This is a genomic window from Ensifer sp. Root558 (assembly GCF_001427045.1).
In the GTDB taxonomy this organism is placed as follows: Bacteria; Pseudomonadota; Alphaproteobacteria; order Rhizobiales; family Rhizobiaceae; genus Ensifer; species Ensifer adhaerens.
This window is the reverse complement of the sequence record NZ_LMGC01000001.1, coordinates 980,182-996,528: the sequence shown is the minus strand read 5'-3', so window position 1 is coordinate 996,528 and position 16,347 is coordinate 980,182. Positions and strand designations below refer to the sequence as shown.

At 58.2% G+C, this 16,347-nt stretch carries 17 protein-coding genes and 3 pseudogenes; 12 read left to right on the top strand and 8 right to left on the bottom strand.

Annotation, left to right across the window (positions count from 1 at the left end; all coding sequences use genetic code 11):
- Positions 1-203 precede the first annotated feature (203 nt).
- Positions 204-482: a hypothetical protein gene (locus ASD63_RS34895; RefSeq protein WP_156553107.1), complete on the top strand. Its 279-nt coding sequence runs from the start codon at positions 204-206 to the stop codon at positions 480-482.
- Positions 483-566: 84 nt separating this feature from the next.
- Positions 567-914, top strand: a complete 348-nt coding sequence (locus ASD63_RS34890; RefSeq protein ID WP_143106295.1) for an IS30 family transposase — start codon at positions 567-569, stop codon at positions 912-914.
- A gap of 440 nt (positions 915-1,354) precedes the next feature.
- On the opposite strand, the gene ASD63_RS04915 is transcribed toward ASD63_RS34890, so the two are convergent.
- The 4 genes from ASD63_RS04915 to dctP form a co-directional block, all read right to left on the bottom strand.
- A complete protein-coding gene (locus ASD63_RS04915; RefSeq protein ID WP_034801534.1) occupies positions 1,355-2,683 on the bottom strand; it encodes a TRAP transporter large permease subunit in 1,329 nt (442 codons plus the stop codon).
- Positions 2,684-2,686: 3 nt separating this feature from the next.
- Entirely contained in the window at positions 2,687-3,085 is a 399-nt protein-coding gene (locus ASD63_RS04910) for a TRAP transporter small permease (protein ID WP_200953435.1), read from the bottom strand.
- Positions 3,086-3,316: 231 nt separating this feature from the next.
- On the bottom strand, positions 3,317-3,610 hold the full coding sequence (locus tag ASD63_RS36565; protein ID WP_200953434.1) for a DUF1517 domain-containing protein: 294 nt from the start codon (positions 3,608-3,610) through the stop codon (positions 3,317-3,319).
- Positions 3,576-4,334, bottom strand: a complete 759-nt coding sequence (dctP, locus tag ASD63_RS04905) for a TRAP transporter substrate-binding protein DctP (protein WP_200953433.1) — start codon at positions 4,332-4,334, stop codon at positions 3,576-3,578. Before dctP ends, ASD63_RS36565 begins: the two co-directional genes overlap by 35 nt.
- On the opposite strand from dctP, the pseudogene ASD63_RS36000 reads away from it, so the two are divergent.
- Positions 4,332-4,601, top strand: a pseudogene (locus tag ASD63_RS36000) (MauE/DoxX family redox-associated membrane protein); the annotation flags it as partial. The gene dctP and the pseudogene ASD63_RS36000 overlap by 3 nt on opposite strands.
- 454 nt (positions 4,602-5,055) lie before the next feature.
- Positions 5,056-5,556 carry a hypothetical protein gene (locus tag ASD63_RS35995; RefSeq protein ID WP_244495234.1) on the top strand — a complete coding sequence of 167 codons (501 nt, stop codon included), beginning with the start codon at positions 5,056-5,058 and terminating at the stop codon, positions 5,554-5,556.
- Between the two features lie 375 nt (positions 5,557-5,931).
- Here the strand turns inward: ASD63_RS35995 and ASD63_RS04895 are convergent, their stop codons facing one another.
- On the bottom strand, positions 5,932-6,123 hold the full coding sequence (locus tag ASD63_RS04895) for a helix-hairpin-helix domain-containing protein (RefSeq protein ID WP_034801532.1): 192 nt from the start codon (positions 6,121-6,123) through the stop codon (positions 5,932-5,934).
- 574 nt (positions 6,124-6,697) lie between these two features.
- On the opposite strand from ASD63_RS04895, the gene ASD63_RS04885 reads away from it, so the two are divergent.
- A complete protein-coding gene (locus tag ASD63_RS04885) occupies positions 6,698-6,964 on the top strand; it encodes a hypothetical protein (protein WP_034801529.1) in 267 nt (88 codons plus the stop codon).
- Positions 6,965-7,873: 909 nt separating this feature from the next.
- Positions 7,874-8,110 (top strand): hypothetical protein, encoded by a 237-nt coding sequence (locus ASD63_RS04880; RefSeq protein ID WP_335669428.1) that lies wholly within the window; start codon positions 7,874-7,876, stop codon positions 8,108-8,110.
- 456 nt (positions 8,111-8,566) lie between these two features.
- Here the strand turns inward: ASD63_RS04880 and ASD63_RS04875 are convergent, their stop codons facing one another.
- Positions 8,567-8,878 carry a hypothetical protein gene (locus ASD63_RS04875; protein WP_034801528.1) on the bottom strand — a complete coding sequence of 104 codons (312 nt, stop codon included), beginning with the start codon at positions 8,876-8,878 and terminating at the stop codon, positions 8,567-8,569.
- Between the two features lie 117 nt (positions 8,879-8,995).
- Positions 8,996-9,292, bottom strand: coding sequence for an N-acetylmuramoyl-L-alanine amidase (locus tag ASD63_RS04870; protein WP_051659586.1), 297 nt, complete (start codon positions 9,290-9,292; stop codon positions 8,996-8,998).
- A gap of 190 nt (positions 9,293-9,482) precedes the next feature.
- Here ASD63_RS04870 and ASD63_RS04865 point away from each other — a divergent pair, with 190 nt between their 5' ends.
- From ASD63_RS04865 to istB, 6 genes and pseudogenes are all read left to right on the top strand, one after another.
- Entirely contained in the window at positions 9,483-9,689 is a 207-nt protein-coding gene (locus ASD63_RS04865; protein WP_143106294.1) for a hypothetical protein, read from the top strand.
- 145 nt (positions 9,690-9,834) lie between these two features.
- Positions 9,835-10,308, top strand: coding sequence for a hypothetical protein (locus tag ASD63_RS35990; protein ID WP_244497217.1), 474 nt, complete (start codon positions 9,835-9,837; stop codon positions 10,306-10,308).
- Between the two features lie 126 nt (positions 10,309-10,434).
- The gene (locus tag ASD63_RS04855) at positions 10,435-10,740 is read left to right on the top strand and encodes a hypothetical protein (RefSeq protein ID WP_060528837.1); all 306 of its coding nucleotides are present in this window, start codon (positions 10,435-10,437) and stop codon (positions 10,738-10,740) included.
- 980 nt (positions 10,741-11,720) lie between these two features.
- Positions 11,721-12,343 (top strand): annotated as a pseudogene (gene istA / locus ASD63_RS33920) (IS21 family transposase); the annotation flags it as partial.
- A gap of 28 nt (positions 12,344-12,371) precedes the next feature.
- Positions 12,372-13,496: pseudogene (istA, locus tag ASD63_RS04845) on the top strand (IS21 family transposase); the annotation flags it as partial.
- A complete protein-coding gene (gene istB, locus ASD63_RS04840; protein ID WP_060528836.1) occupies positions 13,438-14,172 on the top strand; it encodes an IS21-like element helper ATPase IstB in 735 nt (244 codons plus the stop codon). The pseudogene istA (ASD63_RS04845) and the gene istB, both read left to right, overlap by 59 nt.
- 880 nt (positions 14,173-15,052) lie before the next feature.
- Here the strand turns inward: istB and ASD63_RS04835 are convergent.
- Complete coding sequence (locus tag ASD63_RS04835; protein WP_034799902.1) at positions 15,053-15,358, bottom strand: DUF1236 domain-containing protein; 306 nt, start codon at positions 15,356-15,358, stop codon at positions 15,053-15,055.
- Positions 15,359-16,347: the final 989 nt, after the last annotated feature.

Sequence of the window (16,347 nt, the reverse complement as noted above, 5' to 3'; positions counted from 1 at the left end):
TTTGAAACTACGACGATGACCAATTGAAAGTCAAGGAGTGACGGTTTGAAATCTCCGTGGCGACTGATTGAAACTCGAAACCAGAAGTGGGTAGCATGTCAGATTGCGGCATGAGGGAAGCCACAGGCCATGAAAGGGGAGTGGGAAAAAGGTGGGGGTAAGAAATTTCGGCTAAGCAGGAGCCTTTTCTGAAGGGGCTTTCGTTGGCGTACGACATCCACAAAGAGCGGCGGCAGCGCCTGAGGAAGCTTGTGCGGCACCCGCAATTGCGCGAGCTTGTGATCGAGCAGCTGAAGACACCTTGGTCACCGGAACAGATTGCCGGTCGTCTGCTCGCCGATGGCGTCAGCGCCGTGCGGGTCTGCAGCGAGACGATCTATCGCTTCATCTATGGCAAGGAAGATCAGGCGCTGGAACTCCATCAGCATCTGGCGGAAGGCCGCAGCAAACGCCGCCCCCCGCAGCTCGAGGAAACCCCGTGACGGCACTTTTCCGGCTGCCTGCAGGATATCGCAACGCCCTGATTTCATGGTGATCGTTCGCAGTTCGGGCATTGGGAGGGCGACTTGTTGATCTTCGAACGTGATTTCGGCAACGCCAACCTGATCTCGTTGGCCGAGCGCAAAAGCCTCTACACCGTGATGATCAAGAATCCGAGCCGGCGCTCGAGACCGATCATGGACAAGATCATCGAAACGTTCTCACCTTTGCCAGCCTTTGCCCGGCAGAGTTTCACCTTTGATCGCGGCACGGAGTTCGCCGCTTTAGGGCTTTGGAAGATGGCATCGGCGCGCGGAGCTGGTTCTGCGACCCCAGTGCGCCGTGGCGGAAAGGTGCGGTGGAAAAACGCCAACAAGCGCAGCCGCCGCTTCACGCCCAGCGATACCGATCTCACCGCCGTCACCCAGCAATAGCTCGTCGCGCTCGTCCACCATCTGAACGCGCTGCCACGCAAGTGCCTGGGTTACCGCACACCCGCCGAGCTCTTCATAGCGCATTTGCGAGACTGCGCGTGATGCCCTACCCTTCACACGGCAATGTTGCACTTGGACTAGATTCTCCAGGGTTAACATTGGACCTGGAGGCATTGGCAACCAGAGCCGCTGTGATAACTGAGACCCTCGGATCTTATTCCGCATCGAAGCTATGTTCGACGAACAGAGAGCCGCTCGATGTTCTTCGTCTTGGCGGAACCACGGTCACGCCCAGCTCTCCTCCCCAACGAGCCTGGCTAAGGCTTTAATGCCGCAGTTCCTCGGGAGCGAGGTCTACGTACCGGCCAGTTGTATGGTCCTGACGGATAACAGCCAAACGACACCGTCAATCGACTACGATTGAAGGAAATATGGGTTAGTTATCGTCCGGTAATGCCCGGGAACGCGATCAACATGGAGACGGCGAGGATCTGTAACATGATGAACGGAACAAGAGCCCGGAAGATGATCCCCAGCGTAATGCCCGGAGGGGCCACTGACTTCAGGTAGAAGGCGGCCGGCCCAAAGGGCGGCGACAGGAACGACACCTGCATGTTCATGCAGAAGAGAACGCCGAACCAGACCGGGTCCATGCCGAGCGACTTGATGATCGGTACGAAGATCGGCATCGTGAGAAGGGCTATCCCGACCCAATCCAGAAAGGCGCCCAGCACGAACAGGATCAACATCATCACCAGCACGATCACAGTCGGACTATCGGAAATGCCGGTGATCATGCCAGAAACGAAATTCACGCCGCCCATCAAGTTGTAGACGCCCACGATGGCCGTGGCACCTATGCCGATCCAGACGATCATGCCCACAGTCGATAGCGTCTGCATCGCCGCATCGCGCAGCAGTCTATATGAGAACTCCCCCCGCAGAATGGTCGAAAGGATGACCCCACCGACTCCGATTGCGGAGGCTTCAGTTACGGACGCGATGCCGCCGTATATCGAGCCGAGAACAACGAAGACGACAAGCACCGGCAGGGCAAGACCCTTAAGGAGCCGGAGTTTCTCTTCTGTTGGGATCGGCGTCATATCTACCGGCGGCACAACGCCGGGCGTAAAGTAGGCGCGCACGAGAATATAGGCTACATAGAACATCGCCAGCATGAAGCCAGGCAAGAAGGCTGCCGTGAACAAATCACCGATAGAAACGTTCGCCGTCAGGCCATAGATGATCAGGACGATGGAAGGCGGGATCATCGTGCCGAGCGAACCGCCCGCGCAGACGACGCCGATCGCCAGGTTGCGATCATATCCGAGACGCAGCATCTGCGGCAGCGCGATAAGGCCGAGAAGAACGATCTCGCCGCCGATGATACCGCGCATGGCAGCGAGGATCACCGACACAAAGACGGTTTGAACCGCAACGCCGCCGCGTATTCGGCCGGCAAAAAGCTTCATGGCATCGAAGAGGTCGCGTGCGATGCCGGAGCGGTCGAGTATCGCGGCCATAAGGACGAACATCGGCACCGAAACGAATACGAAGTTCATCACAAAGGAATAAACGCGGCTCGTAATGAGCGGGATCGACATGGGCCCGAACCAACCGAGCGCGAAGATAAGTGCTACGAGAAGTGTGACAAAGGCGAGCGGCATGCCGGAGAGTAGCAGCCCTACCATCATCACGAACATAAGCAGGGTGCCCCAACCGATGCCGAGCGCCTGCAGATTGATGCTGAAATCAAACAGATCGGTCATCGTTCAGTCCTTTGAAGCTCGCTTGGCGTAGTTGACGGCAAGAATCAGAAACTGAACGACGAGCAGGATCATAACCAAGAGGATAAAGATCTTGATCAGGGCCGGCGTCGGCGGGCTCCAGGCACTACCGGTCGTCTCCAGGCGGACCTCGCCGGAAGGAGTGACCACGGCCCGTTCGACCATGTGATAGGCGGCAAAGGCGAAGAAGCCGCTGGCAAGGGCGCTAACAAGGGAGATGACGATGTCGGCGATCCGGCGCGCGCGGGGAGAGAAATGATCATAGAGCAGAACGACGCGGATATGGGTGTTGCGGGCGGTGCAATAGAGGCCGCCGAAGATGAAAGCGACGCCGCAAAGGAATACCGTCGTCTCATGTGCCCAGATCGTCGGGCTGTTCAACACGTATCGCAGGAATACTTCCACAAGCAGTATGAGCGCTGCGAGCACGATGCCGACGGCAAAAACATAGCCGGCTTCTCGATGAGACGGCCGAGCATGCCGGCTTCGGGAACGGCCCCGACGACCTCGGCGCCCATGGCGGCCCCGGCGTCCTCTGAAAACGTGTCTCTTGTCATGCCCCTCTCCCTCGGCACGAGAAAACGACGGCCCGGAGCGGGCCGCCGCATGGTTGGGTCAGAGCAAGCCCTTTTCCTTCAGGTAGGCCGTCAGCGTGTCGAACACCTTCTGGGCCATTGGCGAACGCTTCGCGATATTCTCCCATTCGGCGACCCCAAGCTTGCGAAACTTGGCACGCTCCTCGGCCGACCAATCGTGGATCGTAATCGAGCCTTCGGCCTTGGCCGCCTCCACCGCCTTCTGGTCGGCGGCCTTGAGACCGTTGTTCTGGGTCTGCTGGAATTCCTTGACAGTTTCCTCAAGGATTTTCTTGAGGTCATCCGGCAGCGCTTCCCATTTCGCCATGTTCATGGAGACCCTCGACGAGTGGCAGCGAGTGGAAGCCTGGATACACCGGATGTTTCGCAACGCCATTGAGGCCCTGCGCCTGATTGACCGAGAATGCGGAATAATCGGCCGCATCGACGACGCCCTTGTCGATCGACGTATAGACTTCGGAGGACGGCAGATTGACCGGGGCAGCGCCAGCGGCTGCAAACACGTTGGCAATCGGACCTTCCGGGGCGCGCATCTTCAGCCCCTTGAGATCATCGACACCATCAAGCGGCACACGCGAGACGAACGCTTCCAACCCCGGAGTGGAAACGCCGATAAAATGCAGGCCGTAGGAGCCCAGCAATTCCTGCATGATCTCCTTGCCACCGCCGTTCTCCACGAAGTCGATCATCTGCGCCGGATCGGACCAGGCGCCGACCGGATTGGAGATCAGGCCGAAAGCCGGATCCTTGCCGGCCCAATAGGACGAATCGCAGATCTGACCATCGAGAATGCCGCCTGCAACCGCATCAAGCGTTTCGTTATATTCCACGACCGAACCGACCGGCAGAAGCTCGATCTTCACCTTGCCGCCGGAGCGCTCGGCGACGAGGTCGGTCCAACCTTTCTGATATTCGAAGTTCGGGTTGCCCGCCGGGTCCGAAGACTGGAAGCGGAACGTGAATTCCTGCGCAAGCGCAGTGCCGGCAAGGCCGATGGCCGTGACGACGGCAAATGCACCAATAAGAAAACGCTTCATGCCTACCTCTACCCCTTCGGCGAAGCCCTTGCAGGTATCCTGATGATCGCTGGCGTATGGTTGTGGCTTGCAATTCCGGTTGCGTTCGTAGTCGGCACCATTGGTGCCATTTCCGTTTTCAAGGCCGTATACATTGACCGCCGTAAGCTGAAATGTGCTTGCGTCGGCGGCGACAGCAATGTCCCGTTGGGCCTTATCTCACTCACTGAAAACCTAATGTTGATTGCTATGGCGGTCTGGATGCTCATCAATCGAATAGAGGGATAGCATGTCCTATGTAACGGGGCTGGTAGGGCTCGGCCATGGGTTACGATGCGACGGCTACGAGGAGAAAATCAAGCCAGCCCACCTATTCAACCTCAGAGATTGAATAGGTGGGCTGGCGAGTTCCATCCTGCCGGCCCGGCAGAAGGACGACACTCTCATGGCCCCTTAATCGCCTTTCGGGGCCATTCTTTTTCTGGCCTGCCCTTGGAAGCGAATTCTACGCCTCCTATATAAGCTAATGCGCATTTAGATCCCCGCCCTTCGGAGACTGAAGGCGCCTGACGGCTTCACCATTAGTGAAGTCGTGTAGCCGGCCTCGTCGCCCCCCACGACGAGGCCGTTTCTTAGAGTCGCCTTTCCGAGCACACCCGTAGAATCTCTGAACCATTGGGCGCATAGTATAGCGCGTTAGAACTAGCGCGGGCCGCCTGCCGCCCCACGCGAAGGAGGCCGCATGTCTTCCAAGGATCCAGATCTAGATATAGACGCCGAAGACATCAGCCTTTTGGTTGAAATACTAAAAGCCGCTGGTTATCTCGAAGCCAAAGAAAGAGATGAACGCGCAGAAAAGCTTGCTCTGGCGCGGTTCCTGACGGCCGCCATTCAGCGGGGCGAACTGACAAAGGCGCAACTGACCGCCTTTCTTGGGAAGAGCGGCGCGCCAGGCGGACAAAATCAAATTGCAGCCCAAACGAAAACGGAAGCCATCAATCGGTGGGAGAATGAAGGTGGCGCAATCGCAGGTTCACCTTTTGAGCTTCCTCCAAGTCCGGTTCGACGCGCACCCCCTTCATTCATAGGAGGTGTCAGTGCACATACCGCCCAAACTCGCAATTCAACATCTTGGTCCCCGAGATCTTGCCTTGATACGAAAAGTCTTCGAAACGGCCTGTGCCAAAACTCGCATTCCACATCTCAGCAAGCGAGCCGTCCGCCTAGCAAGCTTCATCGCTGATGAATACCGGCTTGGGAACAAGGATGAAACTTCCCTTCTAGAGTGCGCTATCTGGTTCGGTACCGCCCGCATTCCCTTAGCAACTGAGGACAGATCACCCAGCGACACCCAAGTTGCAGCGACGAGAGAGGCTAGAGGTCGGGCGGGCTTGCGCAAAACCGGCGTGCCCAAAAGCCAGGGCTAGACACGCTCCCGAACATGCCATCGCCACCCAGTTAGCGCCCGGATTGGCGATACCACCGCCAGGACGCAGCGGTAGAGGAGCTTTTCCACGCAGGTGAAGAGAATGCTCAAAGTCTTTATAGCCGCGGGCGAATATCGAGAAGTTCAATGAACTGATTTCGAAGGAGGTGGCCCGGTAATGGCTTTCAGGCCTCACGTCTTTGCAGGGTCTCTGCCCAATGCATCACAGATTTTCTGCCACGATTTTGCGCCCATTCCCTTCATCCGCAACGCGTCCGTCGTGGGAACGTGCTTCATGTCATCGACGGTCTCAAACCCCCGTCGTTTGAGCTCGCCGAGGAGCTTTGGGTTTCTCAGCCTCAAGTCTGAAAGCTTCGTGGTCATGCCCGCATCAGATCAGGCTTTCGCCCGACGCGCAATTTGTAGGATTCTCCAAAGGGCTCGGAATTTGTCGCCGCACGTGATAGTCTTAGAACGAGCCCGAGTGATCCCTTTCGCCTGCTCGGGCTTCTTGGCACAGCACACAATTCGGCCCCGCACTTTGGGGCCATTTTTTTTTGCGAAGGCAGGAACTCAATAACGCCGTCGGCGTTTCTCGCCTGTGGCAGCCCTGAGTCCCCCGATCAGGATGACGCCTTCACGATCCGCCCGGATCTGAAACTCATGAAAGTGCCCCATGGCCTCGCTCTCCCCGGCGAGGCCATACTTTTTGGCGGGGACCGCTTTGCTCCTCTGAGGAAGCGCCTTTCCCACCCACCCACAATCTGGCATTGTGCGCGGCCGAGAGGGGGAACCTCATGTCCTACGATTGGGAACGTGCCAGGCGTCGACGGTACAGGCACGCGCGGCTCGGGCTTTGATTGCCTTAGCAGCATGACTGGTCGCTCTCGCTTCAGCGCAATAGCCTAGCGGATCTCCCGAATCCCTACCCTTCCTGCTCGATCAAAGGAGGATTAATATGGCCCAAAGCAAGCCGCGAAAGATGAAGCCGAGCGAAATACCGGATTTCGTGTCTGAGATTATTGCGGCCGGTTGCGATATCACCGCCATAGGGCATGACAAGTACGTACTTGGTGATATCGAGGAGCAGGATGCAGCGCTTGAGGATCTTGACCGGATCGGCGACAAATTCGGCGAGCGCGATCACCTGAAGCTGCAGATCGTCGCCTATCTCTGGTCCATCGGCCGATACATAGAACTGGAGATCGAAGGGACGCGGCATTGACTGCGTCCTAGCCAGTGGTAGGGACAACAGACAAGCAGCGCTGTGTATATGAGGAAAATGGACTTTTCGTCATATGTGCAATCGTGCATTGTGCGCCACCGAGAGGGAGGCACTGATGTCTTACGATTGGGAAGGGGCAAGACGACAAAGGTACAAGGGCGCTCGGATTTGGCTTCTGATCGCCTTGGCCGCTTGGCTTATCGCCCTCGCGTTAACGCCATAGCTGGAACGAACCAATGGCCCGAAAGATCGCCGTCATCGCCTGCATTGTGGCTACTGGATTAGCTCTGGCGAGCTGTGCGGGTCGCTCTTGCCGGGATTGGCCGGGCACCTGCATTATTCGGTGATGGCGGCCCGAAAGATGAAATCCCCCGCAGCGCCAGCAAAGCAGTTCGCGCCCCCCAAATTGATTACGCGACTACCTCTTTCGCATGGTTGCGATCGGTCCCCATTTTTGCGACGATACAACCGTGATCGCGCAACAGAAATAATCCATGGTTGTACTTCTCATTGCCGTGCGATCACTGAATTAATGTACGCATTGCGTTTTTTATGGTTTGACGACCTTCCACGATGAAGCCCCGCATCCCCTGCGGGGCTTCATTCGTTTAAGTGCGTGCGAGTAGATGACGCACACGCTCTTTCGTGGCCCGTTGGCTGCAATTTGGGGCCATTTTTTTGCAGAGACGGAACTCAGTACCGCCGTTTGCGTTTCTGGCTTTGTGGAACCCTTTCCCCGATCAGGGTGACACCTTCACAATCCCTCCGGAAGTGAAGCTTGCTCAGTGCCGATGGCCTCGTCGCCGCCCGACGGGGCCATTTCTTTTCAAGCCCCCAAAATTTCCGGGGAGTATTCTTGCTCCTGTCGGCCATGGCAGGTCTCGTCATAACGTCAACGGAGGACCTGACATGACGGAGAATGACCGCCGCCAAATGAACGCCAGCGAGACCCCCGCATTCGTCGTCGACGTGATCGAAGCCGGGTGCAACATCTGCGCAGTCGGGCATGAAAGCTACGTGCTCGGGGATATAGACGAGCAACATGCCGCGATCGAGGAGCTTGAGCGGATCAGGGAGAAGTACGGCGACCGTGATCCGCTGAAGCTGGAGATCGTCGCCTATCTCTGTCGATCGGACGGTTCATAAACGTCGCCCCTGCGGGAACCAGTTATAAAGCCCCCGTAACAGGCTTCCCTACTCAATTTGGAGTAAGTGAAATCGAGCAGTGGTTGCGGTACGGTCACTACGAGAAGGGCATCCGTGGGGAGGGAGAGTTGCCGTTCAAGCCAACGTGGGCGTGCTGCCTCGGCCTACTATCCGGCGCAATTGTGGGTTATCTCACTGGCTTCGGCGCCGGCATGGGTATGCCCGAACTGGGAACGGAACTTGTCGGGCTGATTGGCGCTGTTGCCGGAGGCGTCGGTAGCTTGGTCGAGCCGGCTCCCGAGGATGAGAGACGGCCAAGATGATGCTTTCTGCTGGTTCTTCGGGCCAGATAGGTCAGGACCCCGGCAGGCCGATCGTGAGCGCGTAGAGCGCCAGATAGCCGTACCAGGGCGTGCCCTCGGGCATGAACGCCAAGAGCTTTCGAGATGCTACCCATTATTGTGCTTCCTTCAGTGCGAGAGATATGGTCGCGTATGCGGTCGCAGCGACGACGAGCGCGTTGGCAGCCGTGACGCTTCCCGGATCGGCGCAGCTGACGCGAACGCCGTCGTAGGCGGCCTTTTCCTTGGCGATGGTCGAAGCCTTGATGTTGCCCGAGACCGAGGCCGCGATGAACGCGGCGTGCGCCGTCTCGAGCAGAGCGCAGGTCTTCGGAAGGCTGGTCTTGATCGCAGTGTCGATCGAACCAGTGGCGGTGCAAGCGGACAGCACAAGGGCCGCCGCCGATACGATGATCAGCGAACGCATGTTCGTTTCCTTCGATGTTGGAGAGGGTTAGAGGCGTGCTTTGACGTCGGCGCGCATCTTATCGCCGCATGCTTTGGCGCCGATGACGTTCGTCGCGAACGGGAGCCGGGTGAAATCCTACTTCCCGGCCTGTTTGATGCCCAGATTCGTTTGAACCTCGGCATGGGAAAGGATCGTCTTCGAGGTGACCGGGATTTTGTAGAACTCGGCCAGGTGCGCGATGACGTCCATGGCGCAATGCCACTGCGTTTCCGTCATGGGATATTTGCCCGCATGGGATGGACTTTCGATCGCGCCGGCCATGCAGGCCAGCGAGACGCCGATCGAACCGGTGTTGCAGCCCCGCGTATGGGCGGCGTAGTCGTCATCGGCAGTGCTCACGTTGTCGGCGATCGTGTGATCACCGCGGACCACGTTGCCGGAGCCCTCGACGATGAAGTAGTAATGCTCCTTGTCGAGATCGGATGCTCGATAGGCGCCGGCGCTCCATTGCCGAAGCGAACCTGGGATCTGGATCTGGTATTGATCGTTGTCGTGAACAGTGGCGCGTTGCTGGCGCCTTGCTATTTTTCACGATTTGACAGTGAAGGGCCCGAATGCCGACGTGAGTGTGACAAAGTTCGACCAGATGGTTTCGGACCGGCGAATGCCGAGGCCGAAGCGCATCGATGGTTGTGTGGTATGGGACCGGCTGATGATCGACGCGGCGTTCTCCGATTTGCACGACGAGAACCATAACCGTATTGATGAGCTTCTATCCGGAGCCGCCGATCGCCGAGCGACCGCGTTCGATAATGCTAAGAAGCGTTAGGGCATTGATGCCGTCGATTTGGCTCTGTTCAGGCGCTCACTAAAAGGCGCGCGCCTCGCATAGGCGAGCAACGTCGTTCTGTTCATCGGGTTTTCCTTCGGTTGGGAGAGTGATAAATAGTTGTGGTGTATGCGCGGAGGCAGCCGTGGATTGCTCAGACACCTTCGATATTCAGTGCCTGACGGGCAGTGGGCGGGAGAGGTTCACTTTCGCTCAGATGGAGACCAGGGAGCGGGTTCAGCGCACCCATTGCGGCGCTGCCCGCAGCATGCAAAAAGAAGACATTCTGGAAATCTGTCGTGACGCGGCAAATATGACGCGACAAAGGCTGTACCAAATGTCGTTGGTCAAGCTCGGACGGGCGCGGCTCTCCTTGGTATTGCCTTATCACCGTGAACAGTTGCGAGCAGCCAGGAATCCGACGCTGTACGATCTGTTCGAGTCCTACGCGTTGGCCGCGCAGACCCTCGACAGACTGCTGACGGAGCACCGCCGCCGCGAGGAATTGATCAACGAGTATCAGGCGCTGTGCCTGGACATGCAGGCCGAAGTCATCGCGCTGCTGAAGCAAATTGAGCTAGCGGCACCTCAATCCCGAACCCGAGGTTTTGAAGGATAGCCAGCCCGCCTCCAGAGGTGCATACTCAGCCCATCGCCGGACTGTAAAACAGCCTCTGACAGCCGACATATTTCTCGGCACAGTAAGGAAAGTGAGTGCCTGGCGCGATATGCGCTCAAGTTTTGCATGAACGGCACGGGGGATGCGTGGGAACTTGAACAGAGGCTCAAGACCGTTTGTGTGTTCGTCAATCGTCCGCCGCAACCTGCCCCTCGCGACGACGAGTTCTCGGCTTTTCTGCCTGAGCTACTGGCATGGGCGCGCAGCCTAACGACCTCACCGGTTGAGGCGGACGCTCTCGCCGAACAGACACTCGGTTACGCCATCGAGCATTTCGACGAGTTTCGCGAAAACCCCGATCTACGAGAGTGGCTCGTCGGGCTGATGATGGAGCGTCGCTTTGGCCGCGGGAGTAACCGGCGCCCACATTGACGTGAAGCAGAGCCGAAAGGCGCTCGCGCTATGGTGATTTGCATGCGACCGGAGGCAGTTGATATGTTGTATTCACGATGCGATAAGCTGGACCTGTAGGGTGAAGCGAAAGAGTTCTGGGCGCTTCACCCTTTTTTTGTCTCGTAGCCTTGTCAGCGAAAGACGCGGCAACGGCTTGAAACGCCCCCATGATCACGTCCGTGTGGAAACACTAAATTAACCCGCTCCCGCGCAATCTACGGTCGGTTGCCATTGTCCCTGCACGTTACCACTGGCACTCAGAACCGCAGCCACCGACCTCGGGGTTGCGGTTTTGCCGTTGGGCGCGGGGAAAAATCGGCAGGAGAGCTCGTCGCTTTAGCGAGGTCGCTCGCAATTGAAATTTCGATTTAACCCTTCCTTGGCTGCGCCATCTTAGATTGCCCTGAAATGGGGGAGAAAATGCAGAAACTCAGAGAACTAGGACGGCGCCGTTTATCGGTGAGACTACCGAAATTCCGACGGGCGCTCGAAGGTGATGTCTGTCCGGCGGAGCTGGATGACCTTTTCGAGGCGTATGCACTCGCAGCCGAACGGTTAGAAGAATTCCGAGAAGCAGAACAGCCAGATCAACGTCTTGTATTCGAGTACGAGGTGGCAAGCAGAGGGATACAAGAGGAGGTATCCCGCCTCCTGACTGCTATCCAGGGCAATGCCGCGAACACCACCATTCCTGTTGCATCGCTCCGAGACGCAAAAAGGCCCCAGAGTCCCACGAGGGTGATCCGGGGCCTTTCCGTCTGAGCGTTCGACTTCTACAGACACAACATTTTACGCCGCCAACCAGTTGGGACGCAATCGGTACGCTCGGTCAGTGTCAGGGGTTTGATTGTGTTTCGGCGTGCAAATTTGACCCCCTTGGCGGGGTAATCGGCGTCCAATTTTGACCCCCCTCAGATTTCATCTGACCATCCGGCTTTTAGCGGCGGATGGAGCGGGAGTTGAAGCGAGTGGATACGATTGCGCGTGTTCGACGGGCCTTCCATGTGCAGGGCTGGTCGGTGAAGAAGATCGTCCGGGCCACGTGTCGCGCAACACGGTACGCAAGATACTGCGTTCCGATGAGACCGATTTTACCTATGCCCGAGAACGGCAACCGTTACCGCGGATCGGAGCCTGGAAGGCGGAGATCGAGCGGTTTCTGACAGCCAATGAGGGAAAGCCGTCGCGTGAACGGCTGACGCTGATCCGGATTTACGAGGAGGTTCGGGCACTCGGCTACGATGGCAGTTATGACGCGATCCGGCGATATGCCAAGACCTGGGCGAAGAACCGCGGAACCGTGACGACGGAAGCCTATGTACCGCTCTACTACGCGCCAGGTGAGGCTTACCAGTTCGACTGGAGCCACGAGATCATTCTGATCAACGGCGTGACGACGACCGTGAAGGTGGCGCATGTCCGGCTCTGCCACAGCCGGATGATGTTCGTCCGGGCCTACATGCGCGAGAGCCAGGAGATGGTCTTCGATGCACATGACAAGGCCTTCGCCTTCTTCCGTGGCACCTGCACGCGCGGCATCTACGACAACATGAAGACTGCGGTCGAGACGGTGTTCGTCGGCGAGACGGTGTTCGTCGGCAAGGATCAACGGCGTGACGACGACCGTGAAGGTGGCGCATGTCCGGCTCTGCCACAGCCGGATGATGTTCGTCCGGGCCTACATGCGCGAGAGCCAGGAGATGGTGTTCGACGCACACGACAAGGCATTCGCCTTCTTCCATGGCACCTGCACGCGCGGCATCTACGACAACATGAAGACGGCAGTCGAAGCCGTGTTCGTTGGAAAGGAACGACAATACAATCGCCGTTTTCTGCAGATGTGCAGCCATTATCTGGTTCACCCGGTCGCCTGCACGCCCGCATCTGGGTGGGAGAAGGGACAGGTCGAGAACCAGGTTGGTCTCGTGCGTGAACGCTTCTTCACCCCGCGACTGCGGGTCAAAAGCCTGGAAGAGCTGAACGTCTGGCTGCTCGATAAGTGCATCGCCTACGCCAAGGCTCACCGCCATCCCGAGCAGACCGAGCGGATGATCTGGCAGATGTTCGAGGCGGAGCGCGCCAGCCTGGTGCACTATGTCGGGCCGTTCGACGGTTTCCACTGCGTTCCGGCCTCGGTGTCGAAGACCTGCACCGTCCGCTTCGACAACAACAAATACTCCGTCCTCTCGACGGCGGTCGGCCGCCCTGTCGAGATTCATGCCTACGCCGAGAAGATTGTGATCCGGCAGGATGGCGTGAACGTCGGTGAACATCCTCGTTGCTTTGGCCGTGGCGAGACGGTCTACGATCCCTGGCATTATGTCCCTGTTCTGGCTCGCAAACCCGGAGCTTTGCGCAACGGAGCGCCGTTCCGGGAATGGGTCTTGCCCGCAGCGATGGAGAAAGTGCGCCGGCGGCTGAAGAGCGTCATGACGGTGATCGGCAAATGGTCACCATCCTCGGCTGCGTTCCCACCGACGGTCTGGCGGCCGTCGATGCTGCCTGCCAGGAGGCTTTGGAGCACGGCGTCTGCTCGGCCCCGGTGATCCTCAACATTTTGGCCCGGAGCCGTGATCCGGCTCCGACCGCAACCCTGCAAACCCCGGATGCGCTGCGGTTGACCCATGAGCCGGTCGCCGACTGCGCCCGCTATGACAGCCTCAGGAGGGCAAGCTGATGGAACGCACACAGGTTCTCGAACTGATGAGCACGCTGAAGCTCTATGGAATGCGTAGCGCTTACGACGAGGTCATGGGCAACGGCATCAAGCGGCAGCACGAACCGCCCCGCATCGTCGGCGAACTCTTGCAGTCGGAGATCGCCGAGAAGCAGGCACGCTCCATTCGCTACCAGCTCAGCATCGCCAAGCTGCCGCTCGCCAAGGACATCGACGACTTCGACTTCGCCGATACGCCGGTCAATGAATCCCTGGTGCGGGAGCTGGCCACCGGCACCTTCGTCGCCGATCAGCGCAACGTCGTCCTCGTCGGCGGCACCGGAACCGGAAAGAGCCATCTGGCCATCGCGATTGCCCGTGCACTGATCCGCAATGGGACACGCGGGCGCTTCTTCAATGTCGTCGATCTGGTCAATCGGTTGGAAACGGAAACCCGCAGCGGCAAGCAGGGGCGGACGGCCGACAATCTCAACCGTCTCGACTTCATCATCCTCGACGAACTCGGCTATCTGCCATTTGCCCAGGCCGGTGGCCAACTGCTGTTCCATCTGATCAGCAGGCTCTACGAGCGCACCTCGGTCATCGTCACCACGAACCTGGCCTTTGGAGAATGGCCGACAGTGTTCGGCGACGCCAAAATGACGACGGCGCTCCTCGACCGCCTGACCCACCACTGCGAGATCGTCGAAACCGGGAACGAGTCGTGGCGCTTCAAAAACCGCTCTCAAAGCTAAAGTCGAAGACACCCATCACCCGCACTTGGCCTACCCTCTGCAACCCCGGCCAGCGCCGGGCAGGCCAAGCGCTGATCTACACCACCAGGGGGGTCAAAATTGGATGCCGATAAGGGGTGAATTTTGGATGCTGATTGACATTGAATCCACATTCTAGTCGAAAAAAGGGTTGCAAGAGCCGAGCGCCCTCAATCTCATGAAAATAGTCGCTCATCTGTGAGCGTGAGGAGGACCACGACCTCCGCCTGCAAGTCCGAGCCTCTACGCGCGCCGGGTACTCCTGCATCAGGTCGTCGAGAGTCGTCGCGGCGAGCCCGTACGCCTCGAAAAAATCTAGGAGGCAAGGTTCTCTGGCTTGGCGCAGCTGAGGGCGATACCGAGGTAAAGCCATCCCCAGACGGGCTCGACCTAAATGCATCAATCTCATGGTTGCTCCCTCGCTAAAGCTCAAGGCTATTTTGACGTTGGGGCGGGGGGGGGAAGGATGGCACTGGTTTGGTGAGGATCGTTCGAGAGCGCGCTGCCCACGAAGAGATAGGCTCCGATGACAACTATCGCCAAGAGCGTGATGCCGATCGGCAACCCTCTAGACAATTTGCGCGGTGGCTCGCCGTAGCAGTATGGTTCGTACATTCTCGATCCTCCTGTCGGCAACGACACCAGAACGAACCGAAGGGCGGGTAGGCTGCCTCGGCGTCGTTGTCGCTATGGAGCACTGGATGGATTGTCCACAGGCTAAAGCTAAAATAACGCGACGATATGGGACCGCTACGGATTAGGACCTTTGCGGCCAGATCATGGGACTAAAGTCCAATCGCCGTTCTTCCTCGCGTAGCTCGCGAAGACGTCCCTTCCCCGAAAGGAAGGGACGTGTCTTCAGTCATTCGATAACGCGAACGATCTTGCGAGTGCCTGGATCTACCAGCACGGTGCGATTATCGATGACCACATAGCGGTATTTGATGTCCGGCGCATCAATGGTGTGCAATTCCACCGTCTCGGGGAGTGCGGAGCCCACATTCAGCTCAACGCCCGGAAGATTGATGGAAGCGAGGGGTTTCTTCTTCACGTATTCGCGAACGACCGTTTCCTGCTCTGGCGTGACTAGGACCGTTTGAGCAAAACCAAAGCCGGAAGCCCCGAGCAGAAACAAACCTGCAAGGGCAGAACTGACAACCTTCTTCATGTACGTCTCCATCTGTTTTGAATTCCCTGCTCTCAAAGCGGGAACACTTTGCAAACGTTCTTGGGCAATTAGCGTTCCAGGGTCAGACTTCAGTCGCACGCACTTCGACTTAGGTCTTGCCCCCGCCCAGACCATAGTCTGGCTTGAATCGGTTCAACGAGGCCCAAGCAGTTCCCTCCTCCTCCTCTTTTGACCCTGCAACGCCGCGGTGCAACGGGCCGCCGCGAGGTCCTGAATGGCCTTCGAGGTGGCACGGCTATCGCCTCACCATGCTGAAGCGGGCAACGTGAGGGCAATCACCCGTGGCGGTCACGACGACGAAAAGTTCGGGTCGCCGAGCCTCGCGAGTACGGCCATCTGGCGAGGCGGTTGTTCTCGACGACCAGGGTCCGACTTCGGCCTGCTTCAGCGCAGCGGTTGGCAGGCATCCGAGCCTGCACGATGCCGCCGAAATCATCTTCTTTGCCTTCGTTGTTCCGCATCTATCTCGGGATGATGCCACTTGCCGAACAACAGCAACTGCTCATAACCGATCGTCTCTGGCAGGACTGGCGCGATCCGCTTCTGCAAGGAAATGCACGCTTACGGCGCCGAGTTCTTCCGCGTCGCGTGCGAACACGGGCACGAAGGGATCAAGCCAAGCAGGGGGACCCGCCCTATCGATCGGGGCACTGGCCGGAGCGTCAGAAGATTAAATGCGTGCCTCGCGACACCTTTGTGATCGGAGGTTATGGGGGCGCGACAGTAACTGGCGCCATTGACCGACTGCTGCTGGCGGCGAAGAAGGGCGCGGAACTTGTACGGTGCCGGATGGAACAAGGAATCCGTGCAGCTTCGCGAGCCTCTCGACATCATGCCGGCGATCCGCCCGCCAGTTGTGCTGAAACGAAGGGGCGCGCCATTTCTGCTACCTATAGCTGTCGCTGAAGCATGGCCCCATGACCGCAACCTGCGTCATCCGTCATTTAAGAGGGTCGGCGAGCGAAACG